We start from the raw sequence: 26976 nt of genomic DNA, 5'->3' as shown, positions 1-26976 counted from the left end.
CCGGGAGGGCGCTCTCCTGGGCAAACGGTGCGACACGCACCGGCTGACTACTTTAGGTGAAAGGCTCCCGGGGCTCCAAGCCCATGGCCGCGACGAGCCTGTGTTCTTCGGCACGGAGCGGCGACCGGCTGCACGACTAGCCCGTGAGCGCTTGCACCTGCTCGCGCATCTGGGCGGGGGACATCGCGCCGACCCTCGTGGCGGCGATCGTGCCGTTGGCGTCGATGAACCAGTGGGAGGGGATCCCGTAGACGCCGTACGCCGAGGAGATCGTGTCATCGGAGTCCACCACGGTGGGGTGCGTGAGTCCCAGGCGCTGGACGTAGTCGGCGACGGTCCGGGGGCTGTCCTGAACGTGGACGGCGACCACCGTCAGCCGCTCGGCGTACTCCTCCGAGATCGCCTGGATGTCCAGCGCCTCGGTGCGGCACTCGGCGCACCAGGTGGCGCCGAAGAGCAGCCACACGGGCCTGCCGCGCAGTTCGGTCAGGTCCACCGGGCGGCCGTTGATATCCGTGGCGCTGAATGCGGGGGCCTCCTGGCCCACCTGGGGGGCGGCGCCGGGGGCGTCCGTGGACAGCATCGTCACCCCTCCGTCCCCCTGGCCGGAGGCCTCGGCGGTGGGGCCCTGGGCTCGCCACGAGCCCGTCAGCCACACGCCGCCCAGGATGAGCGCCGTGGCCACGGCCAGGACGAGGATGTTGCTCAGCCACATGGGGACACGGCGGGGGCCCGGCTCGGCATCCCCTCCCCCGGCATCGGGCGCCATCGACAGGGCGGGGCTCGCCCCGCACTCGTCCAGGAGGGCCTCGTCGTCCCTGACCTCACTGTCAGCCATAGGAGTGCAGTCCCCCGAAGAAGTGGTTCCCGAAGTAGGCGAAGAGCACGGCGCCGAATCCGAGGACGAGGAGCCACGCGCTTCGCGACCCCTGCCAGCCCCTAGTGACCCTTGCATGCAGGTAGGCGCCGTAGATGAGCCAGGTCACGAGGGCGGCGGTCTCCTTGGGATCCCAGCCCCAGTAGCGGCCCCACGCGGTGTTCGCCCAAACGGCGCCCAGGACGGTCATCATGGTCAGCAGCGGGAAGGTGGCGGTGGCGGCCTTGTAGCCGACGTCGTCGAGGACCTCGCGCGAGGGGAGCGACCGGAACCTCTTCAGATGAGGGTGGAGGAGGTAGAGGATCGCCGCGGCGAAGGACACGCAGGCCGCCCCGTAGGCCAGTACCGCGAAGAACACGTGGAGCGTCAGCATGAGGGAGTTGCGCAAGGCGGGCACGAGCGGCTTGATCGCCTTGTCCTGGCTGTTGGCGTAGATGAGCAGGGCGATGACCACGGGGAGGACCACGATGGACAGCCAGCGCACGCGGTAGCGGAACTCCGCGATGAGGTACATGAGCAGGATGCCGAAGGTGAAGGACACCGCGAACTCATGCTGGTTGGCGAAGGGGCTGTACCCGGTGGCGCTGGCGCGCAGCGCCAAGTACGCGGTGATGAGCGCCAGGGCGATCACCGTGAAGCCGGTGGCGTACAGCGCCAGTCCCCTAGGCAGGCCCGGCCGTGAGGCGCGCGCCCAATGGGCCGAGTGGCTCGCCCGGCTCCCCGCCGCCCTGCCGGGGGACCGGCCGCCGCGGCCCCCGCCTGAGCCCGCTGCGGCCGGGATGGCCCGGGCCCGCGCCCCGCGCCCGGTGAGGACGACGGCATCGCAGACGACGGCCAGGCCGAGGATCGCCATGGCCGAGGTCAGGAGGAACTGGCCGATTGAGAGAACATTATTCATGGTCGCTGAGCTCCTTCTCCTTGCTCTCCTTGGCACTGGCGGCGGGATCGGGGTCCTCAGGGCCCTCCGGGGAGGCGACGGCGTCCTCGATGCGCCCGACGAGCGCGGCGAACATGCGCTCGAAGGTGATGTCGAGCCGCGAGACCGACCCGAGGCGGATGACGCTCCCGGCGCCCTTCTCGTCGGGCTCCACGCGCACCCACAGGCGCCGGTAGGGCATGAGGAACGTGATCGACATGCCGATCATCAGCAGCGCCGAGGCGGCCCACATGATCGGGGTGCCCGGGTCCCGCCGGAGTGTGAGCCCCGTGTACTGGCGCTCCCGATCGAAGGTGACGGTCAGGTCCTCGAGCCGGGCCGCGGTCCCGGCCTCGGCCTGCTGCTCGGCCTGCGGGTCGCTGTGGCCGTCGGGGGCCAGACCGAAGACGGCGGTTCCCGGCGCGATCTGGGACATCGCCTGCCCCGAGGCGGGAAGGAAGACGTAGACGGCCCTGCCATCGGGCAGATCGACCCGCCCGTAGGCCTCGGTCCTCTGCGGGGTCTGCCACTGGAGCGGCACGCTGCGCTGGGCGAGGACGGTCCCGGCGGCGTCGGCGATGGTGACATCCGCCGACGTGCCGTAGGAGGCCTGGTGGAGCCGGTAGCCCTCGACGGACAGCGGTGAGTTGACCCGGACCTCCTGGTGGGCGACCTCCGCCTCCCCGCGCAGGATGGACAGGTCGGACACGTAATCCATGGGCTGCCCGGTGTCGGTGTAGGAGTCGGTGAAGGAGTTGGCGCGCACGCTCAGCCCCGTTCCGTGGCCGATCTCGACGCTGGAGCCGACGGGAACGGTCAGGTCCTCCTCGATGCCCCAGGTGGAGGAGACGACGAAGGCGCCCAGGATGAGGACGAAGGCCGTGTGCGCGAGGACGGTGCCGATGCCCGAGCGCGCGTTGCGGTCGGCGTAGAGGCAGTGCTCCGGGTCGCGGTCATCCGGGATGACCCGCCATCGGGCCCCGTGCAGGACCTCACGGGCCGCCTCCAGGGAGGCCGGGACACCGTCGGGGCTGGGGATGCGCGCGCGGTAGCGGGCCTTGTCGAAGAACCTGGGGGCGACATGAACCCGGGGCTCCCTCTCGCGCTTGACCAGCTCGGGCATGCGGTGGACCGTGCAGGCGATGATGCTCAGGGCCAGTAGCGAGACCACTGCGTAGAAGCCGATGGAGGTGAAGACGTGGAAGAGGCCCAGGGCGTCGAGGGCGGTCGTCATCCGCCCCAGGGCGGGGCGCCTGGCGTTGAGGAAGGCCTCCTTGGCCCACGGATCGGCCAGGACCTCCTTCGTCGCCTGCGGCAGGAGCGAGCCGATGAAGGCGTACAGGGCGAACAGGAGGATCACTGTCAGGCCGAGGGTCTTGGAGTAGAAGAGCCGGTAGAGCCAGAGGAACAGCTCGGCGACCGGCACGTCCCTCTCGCCGCCGCTGATGTCGGGAGCGGTGACCTCAGCGGCCGAGTCAGGGCTCTTCGGACCTGGAGCGGCCTTGGGCGCCTTGTCTGTCATGGAGTCCTCCTCATAGTGGGGTGCTCGCGAGACCGGAGAGCGGGGCCAGCAGGTCCATGGTCATCAGGGCCCCGACGGCGATGAGCAGGATTCCCGAGGCGATGCGGATAGCGCGGCCGTGGGCGCGCAGCCACGCTGTTCTGGCGGCGGCGCGCTCGATGCCCAGGGCAAGGACGATCACCGGCGCGCCGAGCCCGGCGCAGAACACCGCCATCAGCGCGAGCCCCTGCCAGGCGGAGGCCGCTTGGGAGGCGAGCGCGATGATCGCGCCGAGCACCGGACCGATGCAGGGCGACCACCCCAGGGCGAAGCCGCAGCCCATGAGCAGCGAGCTGACAGGGGTCGCGCCTGTGCCGGAGCGGCCGACATCGCCGAGCCCACCGCCCAGGGCGCGATCCAGGGCCCTTATCCGCAGCAATCCGACGGCGTGCAGGCCCATGATGACCAGGAGGGCACCGCCGACGAGGCGCAGGGTCCGGCGATGCGGGCCCAGGGCGACGGCGCCGGTGACGACGAGGGCCCACAGCCCCACGAACACGGCGGAGAAGCCGAGGACGAAGGCGATGGCGTTGAGCACGACGCGGTTCGGGGCGAGGCGCGCGGTCTTGCCGACTGCAGGAGCCCTCAGCGGGACCGCCGTGCCGCCGCCCACCGCCCTCCCGAGGTCGTCCCTGGTGAGCACGGGGGCGCGGCGCAGCGAGGGGATCTGCGCGGCTGCGGCGCTCCCGCGCCCGGCGAGGTGGGCGAGGAGCGCGGGCACCAGTGGCAGGAAGCAGGGCGAGACGAAGGCCATGAGGCCCGCCAGGAGCGCGACGGGGACGGACACGGACGTCATCAGGGCACCGCCTCGGCGGTGGCGCTCGCGCCTCCAATGGGATCGGCGGGCGTTCCCTGCGGCCCGGCCGAACCGCCCTGCGAGCCCAGGTTGGCCATGTGCGAGCGCGCCTTGCCGGCCCTCTCCGAGTCGGGGTCGAGGTCGATGACCCTCTGCCAGGCGGCCTTGGCGGCCGCCTCGTCCGGCGGGTTGGTGCTCATGTGGATGAAGCCGAGGTAGTACCAGGCCTCCGCCTTGGCCGGGTCCTCGTCGGTGACGCCGGTGAGGGTCTCGATCGCCCGGTCGTAGTCACCGAGGCCGGCGTAGGCGCGCCCGAGCTGAACCCTCAGATCGAGGTTCGAGGGGTCGGCCTCGATCTGCGCCTGAATGCTGGAGACCTCCGCGGCCCATTGCTCGGTGCCCGGCCTGGTGGCATCGGCCCGCGCGCCCGCGCCGGCCATGGCGTCCCCGTGGGGGGAGGAGGAGAGCCCGCCCACGTCGCTGTACCAGATCGCGGCGGCGATGCCGAGGATGACGGCGGCGACGAGCGCGATGCGCTCCGCGCTCGACAACGGCGCCCGCCGCCTCGGCGTTGAGCCGGCAGGCCCCCGGTGCCCGTCCTTACCCCGCTTGGCGCGGCGCGAGGCGAGCTTGGAGCCGATGAGGTCGTCGTCCTCCTCCAGGCCGGCGTAGAAGGCCTCGGACTCGTCCTGCTCCTCCGGCTCGGCGCCGACGCCGTCAGCGCGGTCCTTCCCCGAGTCCTTCGAGCCGCCCTGGGCGGCGGCCCCGGCCTCCTCGGAGCCCGTGGAGGCTCCCCGGCCCCGCAGGACCGCTCGGCGCTCCTGCGGGCTCAGCTCATCGAGCAGCTCGCGGACCCAGCGGAGGCGCCCCTCGTCCGGCGCCGGGGCATCGCCCTGCGCGCCGTTGTCCTCAGCGCCCGCCATCAGTGGCCGCTGCCCTGGGAGGCGCCGGTCGCCGCCTTGTCCGAGGGGTAGTGCTCGGCGTTGGCGGTCGAGATGTCCGAGGCCTTGAGCTCCTCGGCGGTCTTGCCCGTCAGCGCCAGGCGGCCGTTCTGCGCGGCGCTCTCCGCCTGGTTGATGATCCGCTGCTCGTAGTCCGGGGCGTGGAAGCCGTAGGAGTTCTCGGAGTAGACGTAGTCGAGGTAGAAGCTCGCCTTGCGCTGGTACTGCTGGGCGAGGGCGATCTGCTCGGGCGAGGTGCCATTGGTCTTGGCCGCCTCCAGATCGGTGATGAGGCCCACCAGGGCGTCGAAGGCGGAGTCGCGGGAGGCGATGAAGTTGGACTGGATCGTCCTCACCCGCTTCTCCAGGACGCCGTCTCCGGTCTTGTGGCAGGTGCCGCAGGAGGCGTTGACGTCCACCATCGGCGTGGTGACGTGATGGTTGGAGACCTTGCCGGAGCCCACGCGCTTGTAGTTCATGTGGCAGTCGGCGCAGCCAACGCCATTGGCCGCGTGGACCGAGTTGGACCAGATGTCGAACTCGGGGTGCTGGGCCTTGAGCATCGGCGCCCCGGTCTTCTCGTGAGTCCAGTCGGTGAAGCCCTGCTCCTCGTAGTAGGAGTAGATGTTGTCGATGTCGATGCCCTTGTCCCAGGGGAAGGTCAGGACCTTGTCGTCCCCCTTGAAGTAGTACTCCACGTGGCACTGGGCGCACACGTACGTGCGCATCTCCTGGGGCGTGGCGTCCTTGTTGACCTCGAAGTCGTTCACGCCCTGGCTGGCCTTGAGGGCCTTGATGCCGCGCATGAAGGACGGGCGGGTGACCCGCAGCTCCATGGTCTTGGGGTCGTGGCAGTCGATGCAGGCCACCGGGTGGGACACCGAGTCATCGGAGAGGACTTGCGAGAGCTTCATCGTGCCAGTGGCCTCGAAGCCCGCCTCCCGATCGCCGTTGCCGAGCTTGTCGTAGAGGGCCGGGGCCGAGACGTGGCAGTTCGCGCAGGTTCCGGGCTGCTGGTCCTTCGCGTTGCGCAGCGTGTACTGCTGATCCACCGTGCCGTACTCGTGCCCGCGGGCGTGCCGGTAGTCCACGGCGAAGGCGTAGCCGGACCACATCTCGACCAGCCGGGGGTCCTCCTCCAGCTTCTGGGACTTGACCTCGGTGCGGGGGTCGCCCTCCACCGAGTGCGGCACCATCGTGCCCGCGTGCTCGGCGGGGGTGAACTCGGCGGTCTTCTTGTAGTCGGCGTACTGGATGGGGTAGTTCTGACCCCAGACGGCGGGGTCGTAGGAGGTCTCATCGAGCTCCACGACGTTGTGGAAGGCGCGCGAGCCCTCAGCCTGGTGGTTGTTGATGCTCATGAGCAGCATGGTCACGACGAAGGTCGCCCCTGCGACCAGCGCCATGAGCAGCACCATGAACACCGGTCCCCTGAGGAAGGAGCGCTTGTGCCGCGCCGTCCCCTCACCGGGGCCCTCGCCCCTCATCGGGCTCTCGGCGCTGTCGCGCTCGACCTCCGCTGCGAGCCCCTTGGGGCTCTCGTCGGCGGTGTCCATGGCCTGATCCTCTCTACTCATGGCCGATCCCGGAATGGCAGTGAACGCAGTCGTAGACCTCGTTGCGGTTGAGCGCCCCATGGCGCATGTCGTCGGTGACATCGGCGTGGCAGTGCACGCAGGCCTCGTTGGCGACATCCATGTTGACGTCGCGGATGACGATGTTCTCGGGGTAGTCGCCGGTGGTGAACTTCAAGCCGTGGAGGAAGCCGTCCTCCGCCTTCACCCAGTACTTGTGGACGATGTTGTCATGCGGCAGGTGGCAGTCCCCGCAGGTGGCGGTGTGCCGGTGGTGCCCCGCCTGCCAGGACTCGTACTGGTCCTCCATCACATGGCAGTTGACGCAGGCCTGCGGGTCATTACTGAGGTAGGAGAACCCCTTGGCGTACACGAAGGTGTAGGCCATCAGCCCGATGAGGATGCCGATCGCGAATGCCACGATCCAGCGCAGGATCGCGGCGATCCCGATCCGCCTGACGGTGGCCGCCGCCATGACCCCTCCCCACAACTCCGTGCACGGCACCGGGGCCCCTCCCCCGGTTGATGGCATTGCGTCATCACATCCAATGCTACGGGGATCTTCAGGGATTCACCGCCACAATGATGAGATCGGGGCAGGCGCTCTCCGCGGCGAGTCCGGCGACACGCCCAGGCGGTGGGACGTTGGCCCCATCCGGACCCGATCAGTCGTCGTCGGTCTCCGGGGAGGCGTCCTGCGACTGCTCGTGCGCGTGCTCGGCGGCGGCGGCGATCTGGGCGAGGGCGCCGCGGACGGCGGCGCGGGCCGCCTCGTCACCGGCATCCTCGGCCTGGTCGGAGCGACCGGTGCCGGTCTTGCCCGGGGCGCGGTCGGAGGACTTCGCCGCGCCCTCCTTGCCCTTGCGCCCCTTGCGGCCCGATGAGCGGGAGCCCGAGGCGGACATGTCCGCCTGCTGATTCTCGACGGGGCTCTCGTGGACGATGAAGCCGCGGCCCCCGCAGCAGTCGCAGGGCGTGGAGAAGGCCTCGACCAGGCCCTGGCCGACGCGCTTCCGGGTCATCTGCACAAGGCCGAGGGAGGTGACCTCGGTGACCTGGTGGCGGGTGCGGTCCCGGCCCAGGCACTCCACGAGGCGGCGCAGCACCAGGTCCCGGTTGGACTCCAGGACCATGTCGACGAAATCGATGACGACCATGCCGCCGATGTCGCGCAGGCGCAGTTGGCGGACGATCTCCTCGGCCGCCTCGAGGTTGTTGCGGGTGACCGTCTCCTCCAGAGTGCCGCCGGCGCCGGTGTAGCGGCCGGTGTTGACGTCGATGACGGTCATGGCCTCCGTCCGGTCGATGACGAGGGTGCCGCCGCTGGGCAGCCAGACCTTGCGGTCGAAGCCCTTGGCGAGCTGCTCATCGACGCGGTGGGCGGTGAAGACGTCCTCCGGCTCCACCCAGTGGCGCAGCCGATCGGCGAGATCGGGGCTGAGCTCGGTGACATACTCGGAGATGGTTCGCCAGGCCTCCGCCCCAGCCACGACGAGCTGGCGGAAGTCCTCGTTGAAGACATCGCGGACGACCCTCAGCGCGAGCTCCGGCTCGCCCTTGAGGAGGACCGGGGCCTTCCCCGAGCCGCCCAGGACGGCCTTGGCGCGCTTGTCGATCGAGGCCCACTGGTCCACGAGTCGCTTGACGTCCGCGGCGAGCTGCTCCTCCGAGGCGCCCTCGGCGGCCGTTCGCACGATGACGCCGGCGGAGTCGGGGACGACCCGCTTGAGGATCTTCTTGAGGCGGGCCCGCTCGGTGTCGGGCAGCTTGCGCGAGATACCGGTCATCGTGCCGCCCGGCACGAGGACGAGGTAGCGGCCGGCCAGGGTGATCTGGCTGGTCAGCCGCGCCCCCTTGTGACCGATGGGGTCCTTGGTGACCTGGACGAGGACCGTGTCACCGCTGGACAGGGCGTCCTCGATCCGGCGGGGCCTGCCCTCCATGCCCGCGGCGTCCCAGTTGACCTCGCCGGCGTAGAGCACGGCGTTGCGGCCCTTGCCGAGATCGACGAAGGCCGCCTCCATCGAGGGCAGGACGTTCTGAACACGGCCGATGTAGATGTTCCCGACCATCGAGGCCTGCGTGTGGCGGGCGACGTAGTGCTCGACGAGCAGGCCGTCCTCCAGCACCGCGATCTGGTTGAGCCCATCCTGCTCGCGCACGATCATGCGCCGGTCGACGCTCTCGCGCCGGGCCAGGAACTCGGCCTCGGTGACGATCGGGCGACGCCGGCCGGCGGCACGGCCCTCCCGGCGCCGCTGGCGCTTGGCCTCCAGGCGCGTGGAGCCCTTGAGGGCCGTGACCTCATCGCGGATGTCCTTGCTCCGGCTCTCGCGGGGCTCGCGGTCGGAACGGCTGCGCGAGCGGCGGCGACGGCGGCGGCGCGAGGAACCGCCCTCCTCAGCGCTCTCAGCGCCATCGGAGTCCTCCGAGCCATCCGCGGACGCGCCCGCGTCCCGGTCGTCGTCGGACTGAGCGCCATCGGCGCTCTCGGAGCCGGGGGCATCGTCGGGGCCCTCCTCGGCGGGGTCCTGGGCCGACTGCCCCCGGGAGCGGCGCCCGCGGCCCCCGCGACGGCGCTTGCGCCTGCCCTGCCCGGCCTCGGAGTCCGCGGCGTCATCGGCAGCGTCGCCCTCGCCCTCGGAGGGCTCCGCGGGCTCATCCTCGGTAAGAACCGGAGTCTCCTGGGAGTCGGAGCCCTCGGCCTCGGCGGGGGCGTCCGCCGCCTTCTTCCTGCGCGAGCGGCGACGACCGGGGGCCGCCTCCTCCACGTGCTCGGGCGCGGAGGCCGGGGCTGTCGCCTTGCGACGGCGGCGCCCCTTCCCCGCGGGCGCGGCGTCGCCCTCAGAGGCGGCATCGGAGCCCTGCGGCCCGACGGCCTCGGAGGCATCATCATCGGCGCCCCGCCCGCGGGCGGCGGACTGCTCGGCTGCGGGCGCCTCCTGCGGTGCCGTCGTCGCCGAGGAGACCCGGCGACGACGCCTCGCGCGAGCGGGGTCGGGCGCCTGGAAGAGGAGGGAGGCCACGGGCAGCATCGGCTGAGCCTCCTGCGAGGCGCCGTCCCGCTCGACCCCGTGCCCCTCGGCCCCGTCGGCCGCCGGGGCGCGCCGGGGGCTCTTCTCCGCCCGGGTCTCCGCCTGGGGGGCGGGCGCGGTCTCCGGGGCCGCCGCCGCGGCGGTCGCCCTGCGGCGTCGGCGCGGGGGCGCGGCGGGGACCTCCTCCGGCTCGACGGCGCTCATGGGCTCGACGGCCTCGGTCGCGGCTTCGTTGGTCTTCTTGGCTCGTGGCATCGTGTGCACTCTCCGGATGCCCGCGCGCCGCCCGTACTCGCGGCGCCGGGGCGCTGTCAGCCCCTCGGCGAGGGGCAGAGAAAGTCTGCGTCTGCGCCGTGAGGCGCCGACTCGTCGGGGCACCCGCTCGGCGCGGGAGTGCGGCGGCGCGCGATGCGGCGCAAGTCTCCACTGCCGGGGTAGCCGACGAGGGTCGGACACCGACCGCCTGTACGAGGGAGGCCGGGGCCGGGTCAGAGTATTCCACACCCCCTGGCGCCCGGCTGCGCGGCAGGGCCGATCATGCCCGAGGCGTAGCGCACGTCGACCTCCGCGGCGGCTCCGCCCAGGGGCGCCGCGGGCCGGGCGCGCCGGATGCGATTGGGATACGAGGCCCCGCGCGCCAACGAAATCGCGACACAGCGTCAGCCCGTGGCCTACACTCGCACCAACCCCAACTCCTATACGTCGTCACCGCATCCAATGGTGTCGCCTATATTTCCGTTCACCTCTTCCGAAAGGTGCGATCATGACCCTCGCGCCGATGGCGCTGGACTCCCTCGACCTGGCTCGATGGCAGTTCGGCATCACCACGGTCTACCACTTCATCCTGGTTCCCCTGACGATCGGCCTGTCCCCGCTCGTGGCGCTCATGGAGACCCTCTACCTGCGCACCGGCAACGAGCAGTGGAAGGTCGCCACCAAGTTCTTCGGCAAGATCCTGCTCATCAACTTCGCCCTGGGCGTGGCCACCGGCATCGTCCAGGAGTTCCAGTTCGGGATGAACTGGTCGGAGTACTCGCGATTCGTCGGCAACATTTTCGGCGCCCCCCTGGCCTTCGAGGCGCTCCTGGCCTTCTTCATGGAGTCGACCTTCCTGGGCCTGTGGATCTTCGGATGGGACCGCCTGTCCCCCAAGCTGCACAACCTGTGCATGTGGATGGTCGCCCTGGGCACCAACGTCTCGGCGTTCTTCATCCTGGCGGCCAACTCCTGGATGCAGAACCCCATGGGCGCCGTCCTCAACCCGGAGACCGGGCGCGCCGAGCTCGACGGCGTCGGCGGCTTCCTCAAGGTGCTGGGCAACCCGCTGCTGTGGACCACCCTGGCCCACACCATCTCCGCCTCCTTCCTCGTGGCGGGGGCCGTCATCCTGGGCGTGGCCGTATGGTGGATGACCCGCGCCGTGCGCGCCGGCCAGGACTTCGAGGCCCGGGAGCTGTGGCGGCGCCTCACCCGCTTCGGGGCGGTCACCATGATCATCTCCGGACTGCTGTGCACCGCCTCGGGCCACGCCCAGGGGCAGATCATCGCGGAGGTCCAGCCCGCCAAGATGGCCGCCGCCGAGATGCTGTGCGAGACCCGGGAGGGAGCGGGATTCACCGTCGCGGCCTTCGGCTCGTGCGCCGACGGCACGGCGTCGCACATCCTGACGATCCCCAACGTCTACTCCTTCATGGCCACCAACGACCCGCACGCCGAGGTCATGGGCCTCAACGACGCCCAGGCCATGTACGAGCAGAGGTTCGGCCCGGGCGACTACACGCCCAACGAGATGATCACCTTCTGGACCTTCCGCCTCATGATCGGGCTCGGCATGATCTCCATGGCCATCGGCGCCCTCGCGCTGTGGCTCACCCGGCGCGACCGGCTCATCGGCAGCCCGGCCCTGGGCAAGGCTGCCCTGTGGACGATGTGGCTGCCCTTCATCGCCTCCTCCTTCGGCTGGATCTTCACGGAGATGGGCCGCCAGCCCTGGGTCATCGTCCCGAATCTGGCCGACCCGGTCTCCCAGATCTACATGCGCACCGCCGACGGGGTCTCCACCGTGGTCTCCTCGGGAACCGTCCTGGCCTCCATGGTTCTCTTCACCCTCCTGTACGCGACCCTGGGGGTCATCTGGTTCTACCTGCTGCGCCGCTACATCCGCGAGGGCGTGCGCACCCCGGTCGATCCGAAGACCGCCTCCGGGGCCCAGGCCTCCGGGCCGAGTGAATCCACGAGGACCGCGGGCGCCCCCGCCCTGCTGTCCTTCCAGTACTGAAGCCGGGAAGGAAGAACACGACCATGACGCTCTCGATTCTCTGGTTCGTCCTCATCGCCGTCCTGTGGACCGGCTACCTCACCCTGGAGGGCTTCGACTTCGGAGTCGGCATGCTCCTGAGGATCCTCGGCCGCGATGAGCGCGAGCGCCGCGCCATGATGGGAACGATCGGGCCGCACTGGGACGGCAACGAGGTCTGGCTGCTCACCGCCGGCGGCGCCACCTTCGCCGCCTTCCCGGAGTGGTACGGCACCCTCTTCTCCGGCGCTTATCTGCCGCTGTTCCTCATCCTGCTGTGCCTGATCGTGCGCATCTGCGCCATCGAGTGGCGCATCAAGATCAACTCCCAGCGCTGGCGCGACTGGTGGGACTGGGCCCACACGATCAGCGCGTGGGTGCCCGCCGCGCTGTGGGGCGTGGCCTTCGCCAATCTGGTGCAGGGAATGAGGATCGAGGTCATCGAGACGGCGAGCGGGGCGGCCGTGGACCCGTCACTCGTCCCGGCCGACTCGCTTCTGCGCGGGGCCTCGCATCAGCTCACCGGCGGATTCTTCTCGCTGCTGACCCCGTTCACCCTTCTTGGCGGTGCGGTGACCTGCATGCTCTTCGTCACCCATGGCGCGCTGTTCACCGCCCTGAAGACCACCGGGGCGCTTCGCGAGCGCGCCGAGTCCTTCGCCGTGCGCTCCGGCGGCGTCTCCGCGACGCTCACCGCAGTGTGGGCCCTCTGGGCGCAGTTGGCCCACTCCCCCAACGCCCTGGCCTGGCTGCCGCTCATCATCGCCGCCGTCGGTCTCATCGGCTCCCTGGCCATGAGCCACCGCCGCCGCTTCGGTATGGCGTTCGGGCTGCACTTCGCGGGAATCGCCTTCGCCGTGGCCTTCATCTTCTCCGCCATGGCGCCCGATGTCATGCGCTCGTCCATCGACCCGGCCTACTCCCTGACGATCCAGCAGGCGGCCTCCGCTGATGTCACCCTGCTCATCATGACGGTGGCGGCCGTTGTATTCGTCCCGGTCGTGCTCTTCTACACGATCTGGGGCTACAAGGTGTTCGCCGGGCGCATCAGCGCCGAGACCATCAACCCCGATACGGGCGGCCTGCATCCCACGAAGGTGCGCGACTCCGCCCAGCCGGAGGCCGTGATCGGCTATTGAACCGACGCGGCCCCGCCGCGCTAGGGAGCACCCCTGCACCCTCTCACCCTCTGCCGGGGTGAGATCCCGCCACCGACGATGATCGCCGCCCGGCCCATCGGGGCCGGGCGGCGATCATCGTCGTGCCGCGCATCGCACCCTGCAACATAGCCTTCCCCTATGAACCGGCGTTCAAGAGCCCTACACATAGGATGGGCGCCGTGAAGCCCCTTGACCCACGTCTCATGCGCTACGCGCGCTCGGCCCGGCGCTACGTGGTCCTGACCGCCGTGACGGGCGTCCTCACGGCGATCCTCGTGGTGGCGCAGGCCTGTCTCATCTCCCGGATCGTCTCCCCCGTCATCCTGGACCAGGCGCGCCCGGGAGAGCAGAGCGGCCTCTTGGCGGCCCTGGCCGGCGTGGCGGTGGCGCGCGCACTGGTCGTGCTCGTCCAGGAGGGCCGGGCCCACCGGGCGGCCACCTCCACGATCATCGAGCTGCGGCGCCTCGTCCTGGCCCGCGCGGCAGCGCTCGGCCCCCGGTGGCAGTCCGCCCACGGCGCCGATACCACCACCCTGCTCACCCGTGGGCTGGACGACCTCGAGCCCTACTTCGTCCGTTATCTGCCCCAGCTCCTCCTGGCCGCCACCGTCACCCCGATGACCGGTGCCGTCATGCTCGCGGCCGACATCCCATCGACCGTCGCCGTCGTGCTCACGATCCCCCTCATCCCGGTGTTCATGATCCTCATCGGGCGCCTCACCCAGGCGCACTCCGAGGCGCGCCTGGAGGCCATGGAGCGACTGGGATCCCAGGTGCTCGACCTCATCGCCGGCCTCCCGACGCTCAAGGCCCTGGGCCGTGAGGCCGGGCCGGCCAAGCGGGTGCGGGCACTGGGCGAGGCCTACAACGCCACCACGATGTCCACCCTGCGCGTGGCCTTCCTGTCCGGCGCGGTCCTGGAGTTCATCACCACGCTGTCGGTCGCGATCATCGCCGTCGAGGTCGGCTTCCGGCTCCTGTACGGCGACCTCGACCTGGCCACCGGTCTTCTCGTCATCATGATCGCCCCGGAGATCTTCAACCCCCTGCGCCAGGTCGGCTTCCACTTCCACGCCTCCGCCAATGGCGTGGCCGCCGCCGAGGCCGTCTTCTCCATCCTCGAGACCCCCATTCCGGAGCACGGCACCACTGCGGCGCCCTCCCTCGCCACCGCGACCATCCGCATTGAGGGACTGTCGGTCGCCGCCCGGGGCGCCTGGGCGCCCCACGAGCTCACCGCCGTCATCCGCCCCGGTCGGCTCGTGGTGCTCACCGGGGACTCCGGGGCCGGCAAAACCACCACCGCCCAGGTCCTCCTCGGCCTCCTGCCGGCCGACCGCGGCCGCGTGCTCATCAGCGCCCCGCTCGATGATTCCCCCGAGGCGCCCGCCGATGGGCCGATCGACCTGGCGGACATCGATCCCGCCACCTGGTGGGAGCAGATCTCCTGGGTCCCCCAGCGCCCCGCCATCCTGCCGGGAACCCTCCTGGCCCACGTCCTGGGCGAGGACGAGGAGGCCGCGATGAAAGCATCGGGAGCCCCGATTCCCGAGGCCGTCGAGCGGGCCGCGGCACAGACCGGGCTCGACGAGGTCATCGCCTCCCTGGAGCGCGGTTGGCTGGCCCCGATCGGCCAGGGCGGGGTCGGTCTGAGCGTCGGTCAGCGCCAGCGCCTCGCGCTCACCCGAGCCCTCCTCGCCCCCAGGCCCCTCGTCGTGCTCGATGAGCCCACCGCCCACCTCGACGCCGCCGGCGAGGCCCATGTGCTGCGCGCCGTCGAGGCGCTGCGGGCCGAGGGACGGACGATCATCGTCATCGCCCACCGCCGGGCCCTCATCGCCATCGCCGACGACGTCGTCGAGGTTCGTTCGGCCCACGATCCCGACGCGACGCCGTCCGAGGGGGCCGCACCGCCTGGCGAGGCCACCGCCGCGGGCGCCCTCACGAGGGCCGGTGATGGTCGATGAGCATGTCCCTCTCCCCCCTCATCATCGCCGAACGGCGGGCGCTGCGGCGCGCCGTCGACCTGCTCGGACTCGACCGCCGCCGGTTCGCCATGTCCGTCATCGCCGGGGCCCTGGGGCTGGGCAGCGCCGTCAGCCTCAGTGCGGTGGCCGCATGGCTCATCGCGCGAGCGGCCGAGATCCCCGATGTCGCCGCGCTCGGCGTGGCGCCCGTCGCGGTGCGGCTCTTCGGCATCTCGCGCTCGGTCCTGCGCTACTGCGAGCGCCTCGTCTCGCACTCCACCGCCCTGCGCGGGATGAGCGCGCTGCGCGCCCGCCTCTATGAGACCCTGGCCGCCTCTCGCACCGACACAGTGGCGGGATTGCGCCGCGGCGATGTCCTGGCTCGCGTGGGTGCGGATATCGACGCCGTCGGGGATCTCGTCATCCGCGCCTACCTGCCCGTGGCCATCGCCATCGCCGTGAGCACGGGGACCGTGGTGGGGATCATGATCGTCCACTGGCCCGCGGGTCTCATCCTCGCCGCCTGCCTGTTCCTGTCAGGGGTCGTCGGGCCGGCCATCACCGTCCGCTCGGCCAGGGCCGCCGAGCTGGCGCGCCAGGAGCAGGCGACGGACCTGGCCGCCCATGCGCTCACCGCCATCGAGTCCGGATCCGAGCTCAGCGTCTCGGGGCGGATGCCGCGGCTCATGGAGGAGGTGGCGCGCGCCGAGAAGCACCTCGCCGCCTCCCGCGACGCGGGAGCCCGGCCGGCGGCGGTCGCCGCCGCCCTGGACGCCGCCGCCCTGGGACTGGCCGTCATCGGCGCCCTCCTGACGGGGATCCCCGCAGTGAGCAGTGGACGGCTCGCACCGGTCATGCTGGCCGTCATCGTCCTGGTGCCCCTGTCCGCCTTCGAGGCGGTGTCCGCGCTCGGCCCGGCCAGCGTGCAGCTCGTCCGCTCAGCGGGGGCTGCCCGGCGCGTCGTCGAGCTCGTGGAGGCCGCTGAGGCCTCGGCGGCCCGCGTGCCCGAGCCGTCGCCGCTCCCTCGGGTCTCCGGGGGAGGACCGAGGCTGCGCGCCCGGGGCCTGGCCGTCGGCTGGCCCGAGGGGCCGGTCGTCGCCTCGGGCATCGACCTGGACCTGGCCCCCGGGCGCCGCCTGGCGATCGTCGGGCCCTCCGGTATCGGCAAGACGACCCTGCTGCTCACCCTCGCCGGGCTCATCGAGCCCAAGGCCGGCGAGATCACCATCGACAGTGCCCCGCCCTGGGGCGCCGAACGGCGGGATGTGGCCGTCCGGCTCACGCTCACTGCGGAGGACGCCCATGTCTTCGACACCAGCGTCCTGGAGAACCTCAGGGTCGCCGATGGCGCTCTGACGCCCGAGCGCGCCACCGCGCTCCTCGAGCGGGCGGGACTGGCCGCCTGGCTCGATGCCCTGCCCGCGGGGCTCGACACGCCCCTGGGCACCGGGGCCACCGGGATCTCGGGCGGGGAGCGGCGCCGACTGCTCCTGGCCCGAGCCCTGGCCGCCCCCGCGCCGCTGCTCCTCATCGACGAGCCCGGGGAGCACCTCGACGCCGTCACGGCCGACCGGCTCGTGGCCGATCTGCTGGGCGCCGGGAGCCGCGAGCGGGGCGTCCTGCTCATCACGCACCGGCTGAGCGCTCTGGCGGACGCCGATGAGATCCTCGTGCTGGGCCGCCGCGGGGGATCAGCGCGCGATTCCGGCGAACCCGCCACCGTCCTGGCGCGCGGCACGCATGATGAGCTCATGAGGAACTCTCAGACCTACCGCTGGTCGCTCTCCCAGGAGGACGCCGATGCCTGACAACGAGGAGACGCGGGGGCCGGGCCCGGGCGGACCCCTGGCCTACGCCGTCCACGCCCGCCAGGCACCGGCGGGGACCGGGGGGCCCCGGGGCGAAGAGCCGCCCTGGGAGCGCGCGGCCGACGTCGTCCAGGCGGCGCTGCGCCTGACGAGCTCACTGCGGGTCACCGAGGCGCTGCGGCGCCTGGTGGACTCGGCCTGCTCGATCACCGGCGCCACGTGGGGCACGATCGCCGTGAGCAAGGACGCCGTCGTCGAGCCCGAAGCGGCAGCGCCCCCCTCCACGGGCAATGTCCCCACCCTCATCGGGGACCAGCCCGACATCCTTCAGCAGTTCCTCAGCGGGGCCCCCGCGTCCGGCGCGCCGGACGCCCCCGGCGTCGTGGATGGCGCACCGACCGACGGGATCCCCCAGGGGGTCGTCGTCGTCAACGATCTCTCGGGCGCCACCGCGTTCACCGGGGCCATCGAGGGCGAGGAGTCCGGCTCGATGCTGTCGGTGCCGGTTCGCGCCCACGGGCGGCTCTTCGGCCGCCTCTACCTGGGTGACCGCCCCGGGGGCTTCGGGCGCGCCGACATCGACGCCGTGGTGACGCTCGCCGAGGCGGCCGCCATCGCCGTCGAGAACGCCCGCCTGTACCGCCAGGCCCGGGACCGCGAGCAGTGGATGGCCCTGTCCCAGGAGATCACGACCCTCCTGCTGTCCGGCGCCGAGCAGGACGACGCCCTCACCCTCATCGCGCGGCGCGTGCGGGAGGTGGCCCACGCCGGCACCTCCGCGCTCGTCCTGCCCAGCGTGGGCGACACCTGGATCTGCGAGATCGCCGACGGGCACCATGCCGACGAGCTCATCGGCACCTACTTCCCTCCCGCCGGGCGCGCCATGTCCACCCTCGCGCGGCGCACCGGCCTGACCGTCCCCTCCCTCATCGACGCCTGGGGAGCGGAGGACCTCAAGGTGGAGGCGCTGGCGCGCTTCGGCCCGGCCCTCTACGCCCCGATGATCCACCGCGACCGGGGAGTCGGCGTCATGCTGCTGCTGCGCGAGCCCGGGGAGGCCCCCTTCACCCAGCAGGACCTGGAGATCGCCGAGCTCGTGGCGGGCCAAGCGACCATGGCCTTCGAGCTCGCCGACGCCCAGCACGCCGAGGAGATGGCCACCCTCCTCGATGAGCGCGCCCGCATCGGGCGGGACCTCCACGACCTGGCGATCCAGCAGCTCTTCGCCACCGGGATGCGGGTCACGGCCGCCCGGGACCGCCTGCGCGAGGATGACGCCGACTGCGAGGCGATGCGCGACATCCTGGACTCGGTCCTGTCCGCCGTCGATGACTCGGTGAGCCAGATCCGCGCCATCGTCCACTCGCTCCGGGACCGTGACGAGGAGGTCGGGCTCGTCGAACGGCTGCGGCGCGAGGCCTCCCTGGCGCGCACCTCCCTCGGCTTCGCGCCCTCCCTGCTCATCACCGTCGACGGCCACGCCCTCACCGAGGAGGGCGCGGACACCCACCGCGAGCTGTCCGGGGCGATCGCCGCGTCCGTGGATGACGACGTCGCGGATGACATGGTGGCCGTGGTCAGGGAGGGACTGAGCAATGTGGCCCGCCACGCCCGGGCCTCCTCGGCGACGATCCACGTGCGGATCAACGGGGTGCTTCCCGCCTCCGAGCGCGTGGAGGAGAACTGGGGGGGCATGACCGGGCCTCTCGCCGCGATCGCCTGCCGCGACGACGGCATCGGGGTGGATCCCGCGGTCACGCGCCGCTCCGGTACCGCCAACATGGCCGAGCGCGCCAGGCGCCACGGCGGCAGCTTCTCCATCGGTCCCAGGGCGCGCTCGGATGGGCCCCGACGGGGGACGATCTTCACCTGGATAGCGCCGCTGGACCACGCCTAGCCCCGGGGCCGCGGGCGCCGGGCGGCCCCGACGGGCGGGGCGGGCGTCAGCTGTTGTTGCGCCAGCCGGAGGCCCGCTGCCCCGCGACCCATGCGGCCACCTGCGTGCGGCGCTGGAGGCCCATCTTGGCCAGTAGCGAGGTGATGTGGTTCTTGACGGTCTTCTCCGCCACCCCCAGTCTCTCGCCGATCTCCCTGTTGGACAGGCCGTCGCCGATGAGTTCGAGGACCTTGCGCTCGGCGTTGGTGAGCTCGGCGGTGGGGTCGTCGTGGTCGGCACGGCGACGCGTGACCGTGCGCTCATCCAGCAGGACGCGGCCGGAGGCCACCGCGCGCACGACGTCGCTGATCTCCGCGCCGTGCACGGTCTTGAGCAGGTAGGCGCGGGCCCCGAGCTCGAGAGCCTCGGCGAGGGCCTCGTCGTCGTCGAAGGAGGTCAGGACGATCGGCAGGGCGGTGGGCACGGAGTCGCGAACCTCCCGCATGACCTCGATGCCGGTGCCGTCGGGCAACTGGAGGTCGACGAGCATGACGTCGGGGCGCACGAGCTCGGCACGGCGCACGGCCTCCGCCTTCGAGCCGGCCTCGGCCACGACCTCCATGCCGTCCGCTCGGTCGATGATCTCGGCGATCCCGCGGCGGACGATCTCGTGGTCGTCCACGATCATGACGCGGACTGTCCCGGGCGTTGCAGCATTCGGCATGCACCTGACATTAGCAGCGTCTGAGGACCTACGTCACAAAGGCCGCCCCCGGGCTCAACCGCGCGTCCTGCGCGCCCGGGGGCGCGTCTGACAACGGGGGCAGGACGTGTGGGACCGCCCGCTGATCACCTCGGAGCGGAGGGCGGCCCCGCAGCGCCGGCACTCGCGGCCCGCCCGCCCGTAGACGGCCAGTGACCGCGCGAAATATCCGGGGGCGCCCTCGGCGTCGACGTACAGCGCGTCGAAGCTGGTTCCTCCCACGGCCAGGGCCCGATCCATGACGTCCGCCGTGGCCCGCAGGACGCGCTCCACCGCCCGCCGGCTCAGCGAGGCCGCCGGTCGCAGACCGTGGACTCCCCCGTGCCACAGGCCCTCGTCGGCGTAGATATTGCCGATCCCGGAGACGATGCCCTGGTCGAGCAGGACGGCCTTGATGGCACGGCGCGAGGACCGGGCCCTGGCGATGGCGGTCGTCCAGTCCAGGGCCGGGTCGAGGAGGTCGCGGGCGATATGGGCGGCGTCGGCGGGCAGGAGCGGTTCTGGCGACCCCTTCCCGCCCGGGGCGCCATCAGTGGTGGGCACGAGCCCGGTCACGCGCATGCCGCCGAGCATCCGCTGGTCGACGAGGTCCAGGGCCGCACCACCGGGGGCATCCCCCGGCTCGGGGGCCAGCAGCAGACGGACGCGCAGGTGGCGGGGATGAACGGACAGATCACGCACGAGGCTCGGGGCGCGGGTGGCCGTCAGGTCCGGCGGCGACTCGCCCGGAGGGCCGAGATGGGCGCCAGGTGCGGCGGCGGCCACTGGGGCTGCGGTTCCGCGCACGAGGAGCTGGCCGCTCATGCCCAGGTGGGCGACGAGGGCCCGCCCGTCGTCGAGGGGGAGCCACAAGAACTTGCCCCGGCGCGCGGCGCCGGTGATGGCGCGCCCGCGCAGAGCCCGGGCGAAGGCCTCGGGACCGCCGTCCTGGCGCCGCAGCGGCCGGGGGTCGAGGACCTCGACATCGGCGATGCGCCGTCCCGTCAGGTGCCGGGCCAGGCCCGCGCGCACCGCCTCCACCTCGGGGAGCTCAGGCATGCGGGTCAGCCCCGGGGCATGGTCGCCCGCTCGGAGGCGGGCGCGGAGGGGGCCATCCGCCGGGAGTGGTCGGCCAGGTCCTTGCGGAGGGCCTCGTTGACACCGGGCAGATCGAGGCCGCCGTCGCCCTTCGCGGCGAGGATCGCGGCGTAGGCGGCCTCGGCGGCGGCGTGCTCGGCGATCTTCTTCGAGCGGCCCTCGCCCTCGCCCAACGTCTCGCCGTCGATGACGGCGCGGGCGGAGAAGAAGCGGTTGTGGTCCGGTCCGACGCCGTCGACCTCGAAGGAGGGCAGCCCCATGGCGTGGGCGGCGGCGAGCTCCTGGAGGCTGGTCTTCCAGTCCAGTCCGGCGCCGCGGGTGCGGGCGGTGGCCAGGAAGCGGGAGACGAGTCTCTCGACGACGGCGCGCGTGGGCTCCAGGCCGGCCGTCAGGTAGGTGGCGCCGATGAGTGCCTCGACGGTGTCGGACAGGATGGAGGCGCGGTCCCTCCCACCCGAGAGGGCCTCCCCCTTGCCAAGTTTGATGAACTCCCCCAGGCCCAGGTCGCGGGCGACGGCGGCCAGGGCGGGCTCGGAGACGGTGGCGGCGCGCATCTTGGCGAGCTGCCCCTCCGGGGACTCGGGGTGGGTGCGGAAGAGCCGCTCGGTGACGATGATGCCGAGCACGGAGTCGCCAAGGAACTCCAGGCGCTCGTTAGTGGGCAGCCCACCGTTCTCGTGGGCCCAGGAGCGGTGCGTCAGGGCGAGGTCGAGCAGCTCGGGGTCGATCCGCTCCCCCCAGCGGTACACGAGGGTCTCGACGTCGTCGCGAGCGGGGGGCGGGGTGCGGCGAGCCATCAGTCCTGCGCCTCATCGGGGTCCGGCAGCAGCCCCGACAGGGCGGCCCAGCGGGGGTCGATGGCGTCGTGGTGGTGGTCGGCCGGCAGGTCCTCGAGTCGCTCCCCGCACTGCGAGCACAGACCGGCGCAGTCGGGGCGGCACAGGGGGCGCAGGGGAAGATCCAGGATGAGGGCGTCCCGCAGGGCCGGCTCGAGGTCGACGGTGGTCTCCCCGGCGACGAAGATGTCGTCGGCCTCCTCGTCCTCCTCGGCGGCGCGGGCCCGGGCGGCCTTGTCGGGCAGGAGGTAGAGCTCGTCGAAGGTGATCTCGCGCTCGGAGTCGATGCCGGTCAGGCAGCGCGCGCACTCGCCGTGGACGCGCACCTGGGCCCTGCCGCGCACGAGCACGCCGTCCTCCATCGACGACAGGGAGGCGTCGAGGATGAGCGGGCTGCCGGGCTCGGCGCCGATGACCCCGGTCCCCAGGTCCTCGGGCGCGACCAGGTCGAGATGGATCTGCTTGGTGGCGCCGATGGTCGGCGGAAGGTCGAGGATGTCGACGACGAGTCCGGTCATGATTCCTCCAGGAGTGCCAATGCGCCGAATGTACTCGCTGGGCGGCGCCCCTCGCGCGTCCCGGCGGCGCACGTCGGCGTGAGAAGCGCCCCTCGTGCGGGCCGCGTCACCACGATGGGCGGCGGGAGCCGGAGTCGGTCTCCCCGCCGCCGATGATGCCGTCCCAGGCGCCCAGCCGGGAGGCGAGGACCTCCCGTCCGGAGCGGATCTGCTCGGAGATCTTGGCGATCTCGGCCTCCAGGGTGGCCAGCGAGCGGTCGGAGTACTCATCGGCGCCCCTGCGCAGGGAGGAGGCCCGCTCCTCGGCTGCGGCGATGATCTCGTCGGCGCGGTCGTTGGACATGCGCACGATGTTCTCCCCGGCCACGATCTGCTCGGCCTCCTCATGGGCGTGGACGACGATGCGCTCGGCCTCGTCATGGCTGCGGGCCAGGACGGCGTCGGCGTCGGCGACGATCGCCTGGGCGCGGTGGATGGCGGTGGGCACGGAGCGACGGGCGCGGTCGATGAGGTCGAGGGCGTCGTCCCGGTTGACGATCGCCGAGGCGCTCATCGGCATGGAGCGCGCGGTGGCGATGAGCTCGTCGAGGGCATCGAGGATGTCGAGGAGGTCGTCTGACGCGTCGTGCTGCTTGGTCACGGCTGAGTCCTTCAGGATGGGTCGGGTGGAGTGGTCTGGGGCCCGGGGACTGGGCGCTCAGGGCCCCGGGGTGGCGACCAGGCGCTGGGCGAGGGCCGTGGCGACGGCGGGCGGGACGTAGGGAGTGACGTCGCCGCCGTAGGAGGCGATGTCCCTGACCAGTGAGGAGGAGATGTGGGCGTGCGCCGGGGAGGCGATGAGCAGGACGGTCTCGGGCCCGCCGAGCTCCCTGTTGGCCAGGGCCATGGGCGCCTCGGCGTCGAGATCGGTGCCGTTGCGCAGGCCCTTGACGATGGCCGTGGCGCCGCGCTCCCGGCAGAAGTCGGCGAGCAGCCCGGGGATGATCTCGACGCGCGCGCCCTCGATCCCCTCGAGCGCGGTGCGGGCCAGGCGGAGGCGCGTGTCGATGTCGAGCAGGTGGCGGCCGGCCTTGGCGGCGTTGTGGGCGATGCCGAGGATGACCCCGTCGAAGAGGGCGGCGGCTCGACGGGCGATGTCCACGTGGCCCAGGGTGATGGGGTCGAAGCTGCCCGGGTAGACCGCCAGGGCGCTCGTGCGGGGCGCCGGCGGTGAGGACGGCGCGGCGGGCTCGGACGGCATGGGCATGGCATCACGCTAGCGGCGGGCCCGGCGCTCGTGCGGGACGCGCGCCGGTGAGGGCCGGGTGGGACCCGGTGCGGTGCGAGGGTCGCGTAGGCTCCGGCCCATGACGAGGATCGTGGCGGGCAGCGCCGGTGGACGGCGGATCGAGGTGCCGACGGCGGGCACGCGCCCCACCTCCGAGCGCGTGCGCGAGGCCCTCTTCTCCCGCCTGGAGCACCTGGGGGTGGTCAGTGGCGCCCGGGTGCTGGACCTGTGCGCGGGCTCGGGGGCCCTGGGCCTGGAGGCCGCGAGCCGGGGCGCCGCGGAGGTGGCGCTCGTGGACTCGGCGAGGGGCGCGGTGGCGGTCTGCCTGCGCAACGCGCGATCGCTGGGGCTGGCGGGCGTGCGGGCGGTCAGGACCGGCGCCGCCGCCTACCTGGCCGGCGCCGCCGGGGCACCGGTGGACCTCGTGCTCATCGACCCGCCCTATGACATGGACGCGGGGACCCTATCGGAGATCCTCGCCCCACTGACGCGCGCGGAGGACCCGTGGCTGGCCGAGGGGGCGGTGGTCGTCGTCGAGCGGGCCACGCGCTCGGGCGAGCCCGAATGGCCGACGGGCCTGCGCCGTTTCTCTTCCAGGAAGTACGGGGAGACGACCGTCTGGTTCGCCGAGCCCTCCGGCGCCGACGACTGACGACTCACCTTGGTATTCCGTTCAGTGGTCAAGTGGTCAACGCATCTACCGATCATTGATGGCCGACCCCAAGTTCGTCGGCGGCGACCGCAAGACGCTCATCCCTGGTCCACAACAGCGTGCCGGGCACGGCGACAGCGGATGCGAGCAGGTGCGCATCAACTGCTGAGAGGCCTCTTCCCCACAGGCGACGGCGTTCAACGAACCAACGAACCTCCCCATCAGAGACACGGGGCACTCGTCGTAGGGACGCCAGGGAGTCGAGGACGTCCTGTCGGTTCTTGATCGACCCGAGCGCCAGTTCGGTGAGCACCGCTTCATGGGTGGCGACCAGAGCGTTTTCGAGAAGGTCGACGAGACGAGCTTCACTGGCGTGCAAGTGGTCGATCCACACGTTGGTGTCGACGAGGATAATGGCGGGGCCTCGTCAGCGATCCCGCTGGACTCGCACGCCTCGATGCCTCGGGGCCGCCTCGGCAGTGGGGTCGGTTCCTCCTAAAGCGATGAGACGGCGCGAGCTCTCGACCCTGATCAGGGTTTGGACGGCTTCCCTCACAAGGGCCGCTCTCTCGGTGATGCCCGTCAGCTCGGTGGCTCGTTCCAGAAGATCGTCGTCAAGTGTGATCGTGGTGCGCATCATCCCTCCTACATCAATTTTGATGCCAAACGATGCTCCCGTCCATGCTCAGGAGCGCTCGAGGTAGGCCTGGGCCTCATCGTCGAGGCGGTCGGCGATGGCGGCCGCGAGCGCGCGGTGCTCGGCCAGCTCCGGGTCAGCGGCGATAATGGCCTCGGCCTGGGCTCGGGCGCGCTCGATGAGGGCGGCGTCGCGGCGCACTCGCAGCAGGTCGAGGTCACTGCGGCGCCCGGATTGGGCGGCGCCCAGGACATTGCCCTCGCTGCGCAGCTCGAGGTCGGCCTCGGCCAGGGCGAAGCCGTCGAGGGTGGAGGCGAAGGCCCGCAGGCGGTGGTAGGCGGGCGAACCGACCTCCGCCCCGGTGACGGCCATGCACACCGAGGGGCGGCCGCCGCGGCCCACGCGCCCGCGCAGCTGGTGGAGCTGGGACAGGCCGAAGCGGTCGGCGTCGAGGATGACCATCATGGTGGCCTCGGGCACGTCGACGCCGACCTCGATGACAGTGGTGGCCACCAGCACGGGCGCGGCCCCTGAGGCGAAGGAGCGCATGGCGGCGTCCTTCTCGGCCGGGGTCATGCGGCCGGTGAGGGCGCCGACTCCGACCCCGCCCAGGGCGGGCTCGGCGGCGAGGCGCTCGGCCCAGTCCTCGACGGCGGCGAGCGGCCGGGCGGGGGCGCCATCCCCCGCTCCCCCGGCGAGGCCGTCGAGCAGGTCCTCCCCCGCCCCGGGTCCGGGAACCGGGGCCTCCTCCCCAGTCGCGGCGTCATCGTCGGCCTCGATGCGCGGGCAGACCACGTAGACCCGCCCGCCGCCGGCGATCTCGGTGGCGGCGCGGCGCCACAGCCCCTCCACCCAGCTGCGGCGCTCCCAGGGGACGAGGAAGGTCTCGACGGGGCTGCGCCCGGCGGGCAGCTCGTCCAGGATGCTCGTGGTGAGATCCCCGAAGACGGTCATGGCGATGGTGCGGGGGATGGGTGTGGCGGTCATGACGAGCAGGTGAGGGGTGCGGACCTGGCCGGTGGCGGGGTCGGTGACGCCGGGGCGCTCGCGCAGGGCGTCTCGCTGGGCGACGCCGAAGCGGTGCTGCTCATCGACGACGACGAGCCCGAGGAGGGGCATCCGGACGGTCTCGGAGAGCAGGGCGTGGGTGCCCACGACGATGCCGGGCTCTCCTCCGGCGAGGGCCGCGAGGATGCGGCGCCGTTCGGGCGCGGGGGTGGAGCCGGTGAGCAGGTGGAGGGCGGTGGTGGGGGCGGGCGCCTGACCGGGCGCGGTGAGCAGGGAGGATTCAAGGGTGCCGGCGCTGGCCAGAGGGCCGAGCAGCGCGGCGAGGGACTCCCGGTGCTGGGCGGCCAGGACCTCGGTCGGGGCCAGGAGGGCGGCCTGCCCGCCCCCGCCGACCACTTGGGTCATGGCGCGCAGGGCGACGAGGGTCTTGCCGGAGCCGACGTCGCCCTGGAGGAGGCGCTGCATGGGGATGGTGGACGCCAGCGCGGCGGCGAGCTCGTCGCCGACGCGCCTCTGGCCCTCGGTGAGGGCGAAGGGCAGGCTGTCGTCGAGGGAGGCTCGCAGGCTCCCGCTGGGCGGCGGCTCGGGCCAGGCGACGGCGGTGCGGCGGGCGGCGTGCTCCGCGCGCCGCTGGGCCAGCGCGGTCTGGGTGACGAGGGCCTCCTCATGGCGCAGGCGGGCCCTGGCGGCCTTCCACTGGGAGGGGTCCTGGGGCATGTGGACCCACCTGTAGGCGGTGAGGGCATCGATGAGATCCTCGGACTCGCGCAGGTCGGCGGGGATGGGGTCGGGCACGTCGCCGGGGGCGAGTTGGTCGAGGACGGTGCGCACGGCCTTGGCGACCCGCCAGGAGGGCAGGGCGTCGGTGGCCGGGTAGATGGGGACGGGGCGGGCTAGGAGGGCCTCGCGCTCGGCGTCGTCGAGATCGGTGAGGACCTGGAAGCGGGGGCCGGCGAGCTGGCGGCGGCCCTGGCGCATGCCGACCTTGCCGCTGAGCAGGACGGTGGAGCCGGGGGCGAGTTGGGCGGCGTAGGCGCTCATGAGCCCGGGCGCCCCGAAGAGGACGATGTCCATGAGGCCGCTGCCGTCGGTGACGGTGGCCTCGAGGATGGCGGGCGGCCGGCCGGAGCGGGTGCGGCGGGAGGACGAGCGGACGACCTCCGCCTGGATGGTGGCCTGCTCGCCCTCGGTGAGGGCGGCCAGATCGGTGAGCTCGCCCCAGGTGTCGTAACGGCGCGGGAGGAGGCGCAGGAGCCCGGCTACGGTGGTGGCGCCCTGCTTGGCGAGTTGATCGGCGGTGCGCTTGCCCAGGACCTTGTCCAGGGGACGCCGCAGGAAGGGGACGGAGCCGGGTGAGGGGCCCGTGAGGGTATCGCGGGAGGGAGGCGGGCACATGGGGCGCGTCACCGCT

At 72.1% G+C, this 26976-nt stretch carries 23 protein-coding genes; 6 read left to right on the top strand and 17 right to left on the bottom strand.

The genetic code is table 11. The features are described 5' to 3' along the window. Positions 1 to 136: 136 nt before the first annotated feature. From B1H55_RS01960 to B1H55_RS01925, 8 genes are all read right to left on the bottom strand, one after another. Positions 137 to 838 (bottom strand): TlpA family protein disulfide reductase, encoded by a 702-nt coding sequence (locus B1H55_RS01960; RefSeq protein ID WP_073452140.1) that lies wholly within the window; start codon positions 836 to 838, stop codon positions 137 to 139. Beyond that, a complete protein-coding gene (gene ccsB / locus B1H55_RS01955; RefSeq protein WP_073452142.1) occupies positions 831 to 1775 on the bottom strand; it encodes a c-type cytochrome biogenesis protein CcsB in 945 nt (314 codons plus the stop codon). Before ccsB ends, B1H55_RS01960 begins: the two co-directional genes overlap by 8 nt. Next, positions 1768 to 3315: a cytochrome c biogenesis protein ResB gene (resB, locus tag B1H55_RS01950; protein WP_073452144.1), complete on the bottom strand. Its 1548-nt coding sequence runs from the start codon at positions 3313 to 3315 to the stop codon at positions 1768 to 1770. The genes ccsB and resB overlap by 8 nt, the downstream gene beginning before the upstream one ends. 10 nt (positions 3316 to 3325) lie before the next feature. After that, positions 3326 to 4150: a cytochrome c biogenesis CcdA family protein gene (locus B1H55_RS01945; protein ID WP_073452146.1), complete on the bottom strand. Its 825-nt coding sequence runs from the start codon at positions 4148 to 4150 to the stop codon at positions 3326 to 3328. Beyond that, positions 4150 to 5073, bottom strand: a complete 924-nt coding sequence (locus B1H55_RS01940; protein WP_080461543.1) for a tetratricopeptide repeat protein — start codon at positions 5071 to 5073, stop codon at positions 4150 to 4152. Before B1H55_RS01940 ends, B1H55_RS01945 begins: the two co-directional genes overlap by 1 nt. After that, entirely contained in the window at positions 5073 to 6647 is a 1575-nt protein-coding gene (locus B1H55_RS01935) for an ammonia-forming cytochrome c nitrite reductase subunit c552 (protein WP_231952551.1), read from the bottom strand. The genes B1H55_RS01940 and B1H55_RS01935 overlap by 1 nt, the downstream gene beginning before the upstream one ends. A gap of 13 nt (positions 6648 to 6660) precedes the next feature. After that, the gene (gene nrfH / locus B1H55_RS01930) at positions 6661 to 7140 is read right to left on the bottom strand and encodes a cytochrome c nitrite reductase small subunit (protein ID WP_073452150.1); all 480 of its coding nucleotides are present in this window, start codon (positions 7138 to 7140) and stop codon (positions 6661 to 6663) included. 190 nt (positions 7141 to 7330) lie between these two features. Beyond that, complete coding sequence (locus tag B1H55_RS01925; RefSeq protein ID WP_073452152.1) at positions 7331 to 9955, bottom strand: Rne/Rng family ribonuclease; 2625 nt, start codon at positions 9953 to 9955, stop codon at positions 7331 to 7333. A gap of 508 nt (positions 9956 to 10463) precedes the next feature. On the opposite strand from B1H55_RS01925, the gene B1H55_RS01920 reads away from it, so the two are divergent. The 5 genes from B1H55_RS01920 to B1H55_RS01900 all read left to right on the top strand — a co-directional run bounded on the left by B1H55_RS01920 (position 10464) and on the right by B1H55_RS01900 (position 18828). Continuing rightward, positions 10464 to 11978, top strand: coding sequence for a cytochrome ubiquinol oxidase subunit I (locus tag B1H55_RS01920; protein ID WP_073452154.1), 1515 nt, complete (start codon positions 10464 to 10466; stop codon positions 11976 to 11978). A gap of 23 nt (positions 11979 to 12001) precedes the next feature. Continuing rightward, complete coding sequence (gene cydB, locus B1H55_RS01915; RefSeq protein ID WP_073452156.1) at positions 12002 to 13135, top strand: cytochrome d ubiquinol oxidase subunit II; 1134 nt, start codon at positions 12002 to 12004, stop codon at positions 13133 to 13135. A 200-nt stretch (positions 13136 to 13335) separates the two neighbouring features. Further along, positions 13336 to 15123: a thiol reductant ABC exporter subunit CydD gene (gene cydD / locus B1H55_RS01910; protein ID WP_178140812.1), complete on the top strand. Its 1788-nt coding sequence runs from the start codon at positions 13336 to 13338 to the stop codon at positions 15121 to 15123. Further along, positions 15120 to 16931, top strand: a complete 1812-nt coding sequence (cydC, locus tag B1H55_RS01905) for a thiol reductant ABC exporter subunit CydC (protein WP_073452160.1) — start codon at positions 15120 to 15122, stop codon at positions 16929 to 16931. Before cydD ends, cydC begins: the two co-directional genes overlap by 4 nt. After that, on the top strand, positions 16924 to 18828 hold the full coding sequence (locus B1H55_RS01900; RefSeq protein WP_080461541.1) for a sensor histidine kinase: 1905 nt from the start codon (positions 16924 to 16926) through the stop codon (positions 18826 to 18828). The genes cydC and B1H55_RS01900 overlap by 8 nt, the downstream gene beginning before the upstream one ends. Positions 18829 to 18874: 46 nt before the next feature. On the opposite strand, the gene B1H55_RS01895 is transcribed toward B1H55_RS01900, so the two are convergent. From B1H55_RS01895 to coaD, 6 genes are all read right to left on the bottom strand, one after another. Beyond that, entirely contained in the window at positions 18875 to 19531 is a 657-nt protein-coding gene (locus B1H55_RS01895; RefSeq protein ID WP_073452164.1) for a response regulator, read from the bottom strand. A 54-nt stretch (positions 19532 to 19585) separates the two neighbouring features. Further along, on the bottom strand, positions 19586 to 20608 hold the full coding sequence (gene mutM / locus B1H55_RS01890; protein ID WP_073452166.1) for a bifunctional DNA-formamidopyrimidine glycosylase/DNA-(apurinic or apyrimidinic site) lyase: 1023 nt from the start codon (positions 20606 to 20608) through the stop codon (positions 19586 to 19588). Positions 20609 to 20613: 5 nt separating this feature from the next. After that, positions 20614 to 21444, bottom strand: coding sequence for a ribonuclease III (gene rnc, locus B1H55_RS01885; RefSeq protein WP_073452168.1), 831 nt, complete (start codon positions 21442 to 21444; stop codon positions 20614 to 20616). After that, positions 21444 to 22001: a YceD family protein gene (locus B1H55_RS01880; protein WP_073452170.1), complete on the bottom strand. Its 558-nt coding sequence runs from the start codon at positions 21999 to 22001 to the stop codon at positions 21444 to 21446. The genes rnc and B1H55_RS01880 overlap by 1 nt, the downstream gene beginning before the upstream one ends. Positions 22002 to 22107: 106 nt before the next feature. Continuing rightward, positions 22108 to 22641 carry an ATP synthase subunit B family protein gene (locus B1H55_RS01875; protein WP_073452172.1) on the bottom strand — a complete coding sequence of 178 codons (534 nt, stop codon included), beginning with the start codon at positions 22639 to 22641 and terminating at the stop codon, positions 22108 to 22110. Between the two features lie 57 nt (positions 22642 to 22698). Next, positions 22699 to 23247 (bottom strand): pantetheine-phosphate adenylyltransferase, encoded by a 549-nt coding sequence (gene coaD, locus B1H55_RS01870; protein ID WP_307190089.1) that lies wholly within the window; start codon positions 23245 to 23247, stop codon positions 22699 to 22701. Positions 23248 to 23347: 100 nt separating this feature from the next. On the opposite strand from coaD, the gene rsmD reads away from it, so the two are divergent. Next, positions 23348 to 23920: a 16S rRNA (guanine(966)-N(2))-methyltransferase RsmD gene (gene rsmD / locus B1H55_RS01865; RefSeq protein ID WP_073452174.1), complete on the top strand. Its 573-nt coding sequence runs from the start codon at positions 23348 to 23350 to the stop codon at positions 23918 to 23920. A gap of 52 nt (positions 23921 to 23972) precedes the next feature. Here rsmD and B1H55_RS01860 read toward each other — a convergent pair whose 3' ends face one another. From B1H55_RS01860 to B1H55_RS01850, 3 genes are read right to left on the bottom strand one after another with little or no spacing between them, the layout of a single operon-like run. Next, positions 23973 to 24335 carry a type II toxin-antitoxin system VapC family toxin gene (locus B1H55_RS01860; protein WP_073452176.1) on the bottom strand — a complete coding sequence of 121 codons (363 nt, stop codon included), beginning with the start codon at positions 24333 to 24335 and terminating at the stop codon, positions 23973 to 23975. Between the two features lie 12 nt (positions 24336 to 24347). Further along, complete coding sequence (locus B1H55_RS01855; RefSeq protein WP_073452178.1) at positions 24348 to 24557, bottom strand: type II toxin-antitoxin system VapB family antitoxin; 210 nt, start codon at positions 24555 to 24557, stop codon at positions 24348 to 24350. Between the two features lie 48 nt (positions 24558 to 24605). Beyond that, the gene (locus B1H55_RS01850) at positions 24606 to 26960 is read right to left on the bottom strand and encodes an ATP-dependent DNA helicase RecG (RefSeq protein ID WP_370427855.1); all 2355 of its coding nucleotides are present in this window, start codon (positions 26958 to 26960) and stop codon (positions 24606 to 24608) included. Positions 26961 to 26976: the final 16 nt, after the last annotated feature.

The organism is Actinomyces denticolens (assembly GCF_002072185.1).
GTDB lineage: Bacteria > Actinomycetota > Actinomycetes > Actinomycetales > Actinomycetaceae > Actinomyces > Actinomyces denticolens.
This window is presented reverse-complemented; position numbering and strand designations above follow the sequence as displayed.

Excerpts from the sequence above, each read along its gene's own strand:
- B1H55_RS01960 (WP_073452140.1), bottom strand. The coding sequence starts at position 838 with ATGGCTGACAGTGAGGTCAGGGACGACGAGGCCCTCCTGGACGAGTGC.
- cydC (WP_073452160.1), top strand. The coding sequence starts at position 15,120 with ATGAGCATGTCCCTCTCCCCCCTCATCATCGCCGAACGGCGGGCGCTG.
- B1H55_RS01895 (WP_073452164.1), bottom strand. The coding sequence starts at position 19,531 with ATGCCGAATGCTGCAACGCCCGGGACAGTCCGCGTCATGATCGTGGAC.
- nrfH (WP_073452150.1), bottom strand. The coding sequence starts at position 7,140 with ATGGCGGCGGCCACCGTCAGGCGGATCGGGATCGCCGCGATCCTGCGC.
- ccsB (WP_073452142.1), bottom strand. The coding sequence starts at position 1,775 with ATGAATAATGTTCTCTCAATCGGCCAGTTCCTCCTGACCTCGGCCATG.
- B1H55_RS01935 (WP_231952551.1), bottom strand. The coding sequence starts at position 6,647 with ATGGACACCGCCGACGAGAGCCCCAAGGGGCTCGCAGCGGAGGTCGAG.
- B1H55_RS01880 (WP_073452170.1), bottom strand. The coding sequence starts at position 22,001 with ATGACCGGACTCGTCGTCGACATCCTCGACCTTCCGCCGACCATCGGC.
- B1H55_RS01850 (WP_370427855.1), bottom strand. The coding sequence starts at position 26,960 with ATGTGCCCGCCTCCCTCCCGCGATACCCTCACGGGCCCCTCACCCGGC.
- rnc (WP_073452168.1), bottom strand. The coding sequence starts at position 21,444 with ATGGCTCGCCGCACCCCGCCCCCCGCTCGCGACGACGTCGAGACCCTC.
- B1H55_RS01920 (WP_073452154.1), top strand. The coding sequence starts at position 10,464 with ATGACCCTCGCGCCGATGGCGCTGGACTCCCTCGACCTGGCTCGATGG.
- B1H55_RS01855 (WP_073452178.1), bottom strand. The coding sequence starts at position 24,557 with ATGCGCACCACGATCACACTTGACGACGATCTTCTGGAACGAGCCACC.
- B1H55_RS01940 (WP_080461543.1), bottom strand. The coding sequence starts at position 5,073 with ATGGCGGGCGCTGAGGACAACGGCGCGCAGGGCGATGCCCCGGCGCCG.
- cydB (WP_073452156.1), top strand. The coding sequence starts at position 12,002 with ATGACGCTCTCGATTCTCTGGTTCGTCCTCATCGCCGTCCTGTGGACC.
- B1H55_RS01945 (WP_073452146.1), bottom strand. The coding sequence starts at position 4,150 with ATGACGTCCGTGTCCGTCCCCGTCGCGCTCCTGGCGGGCCTCATGGCC.
- resB (WP_073452144.1), bottom strand. The coding sequence starts at position 3,315 with ATGACAGACAAGGCGCCCAAGGCCGCTCCAGGTCCGAAGAGCCCTGAC.
- B1H55_RS01900 (WP_080461541.1), top strand. The coding sequence starts at position 16,924 with ATGCCTGACAACGAGGAGACGCGGGGGCCGGGCCCGGGCGGACCCCTG.
- mutM (WP_073452166.1), bottom strand. The coding sequence starts at position 20,608 with ATGCCTGAGCTCCCCGAGGTGGAGGCGGTGCGCGCGGGCCTGGCCCGG.
- rsmD (WP_073452174.1), top strand. The coding sequence starts at position 23,348 with ATGACGAGGATCGTGGCGGGCAGCGCCGGTGGACGGCGGATCGAGGTG.
- B1H55_RS01925 (WP_073452152.1), bottom strand. The coding sequence starts at position 9,955 with ATGCCACGAGCCAAGAAGACCAACGAAGCCGCGACCGAGGCCGTCGAG.
- coaD (WP_307190089.1), bottom strand. The coding sequence starts at position 23,247 with ATGCCCATGCCGTCCGAGCCCGCCGCGCCGTCCTCACCGCCGGCGCCC.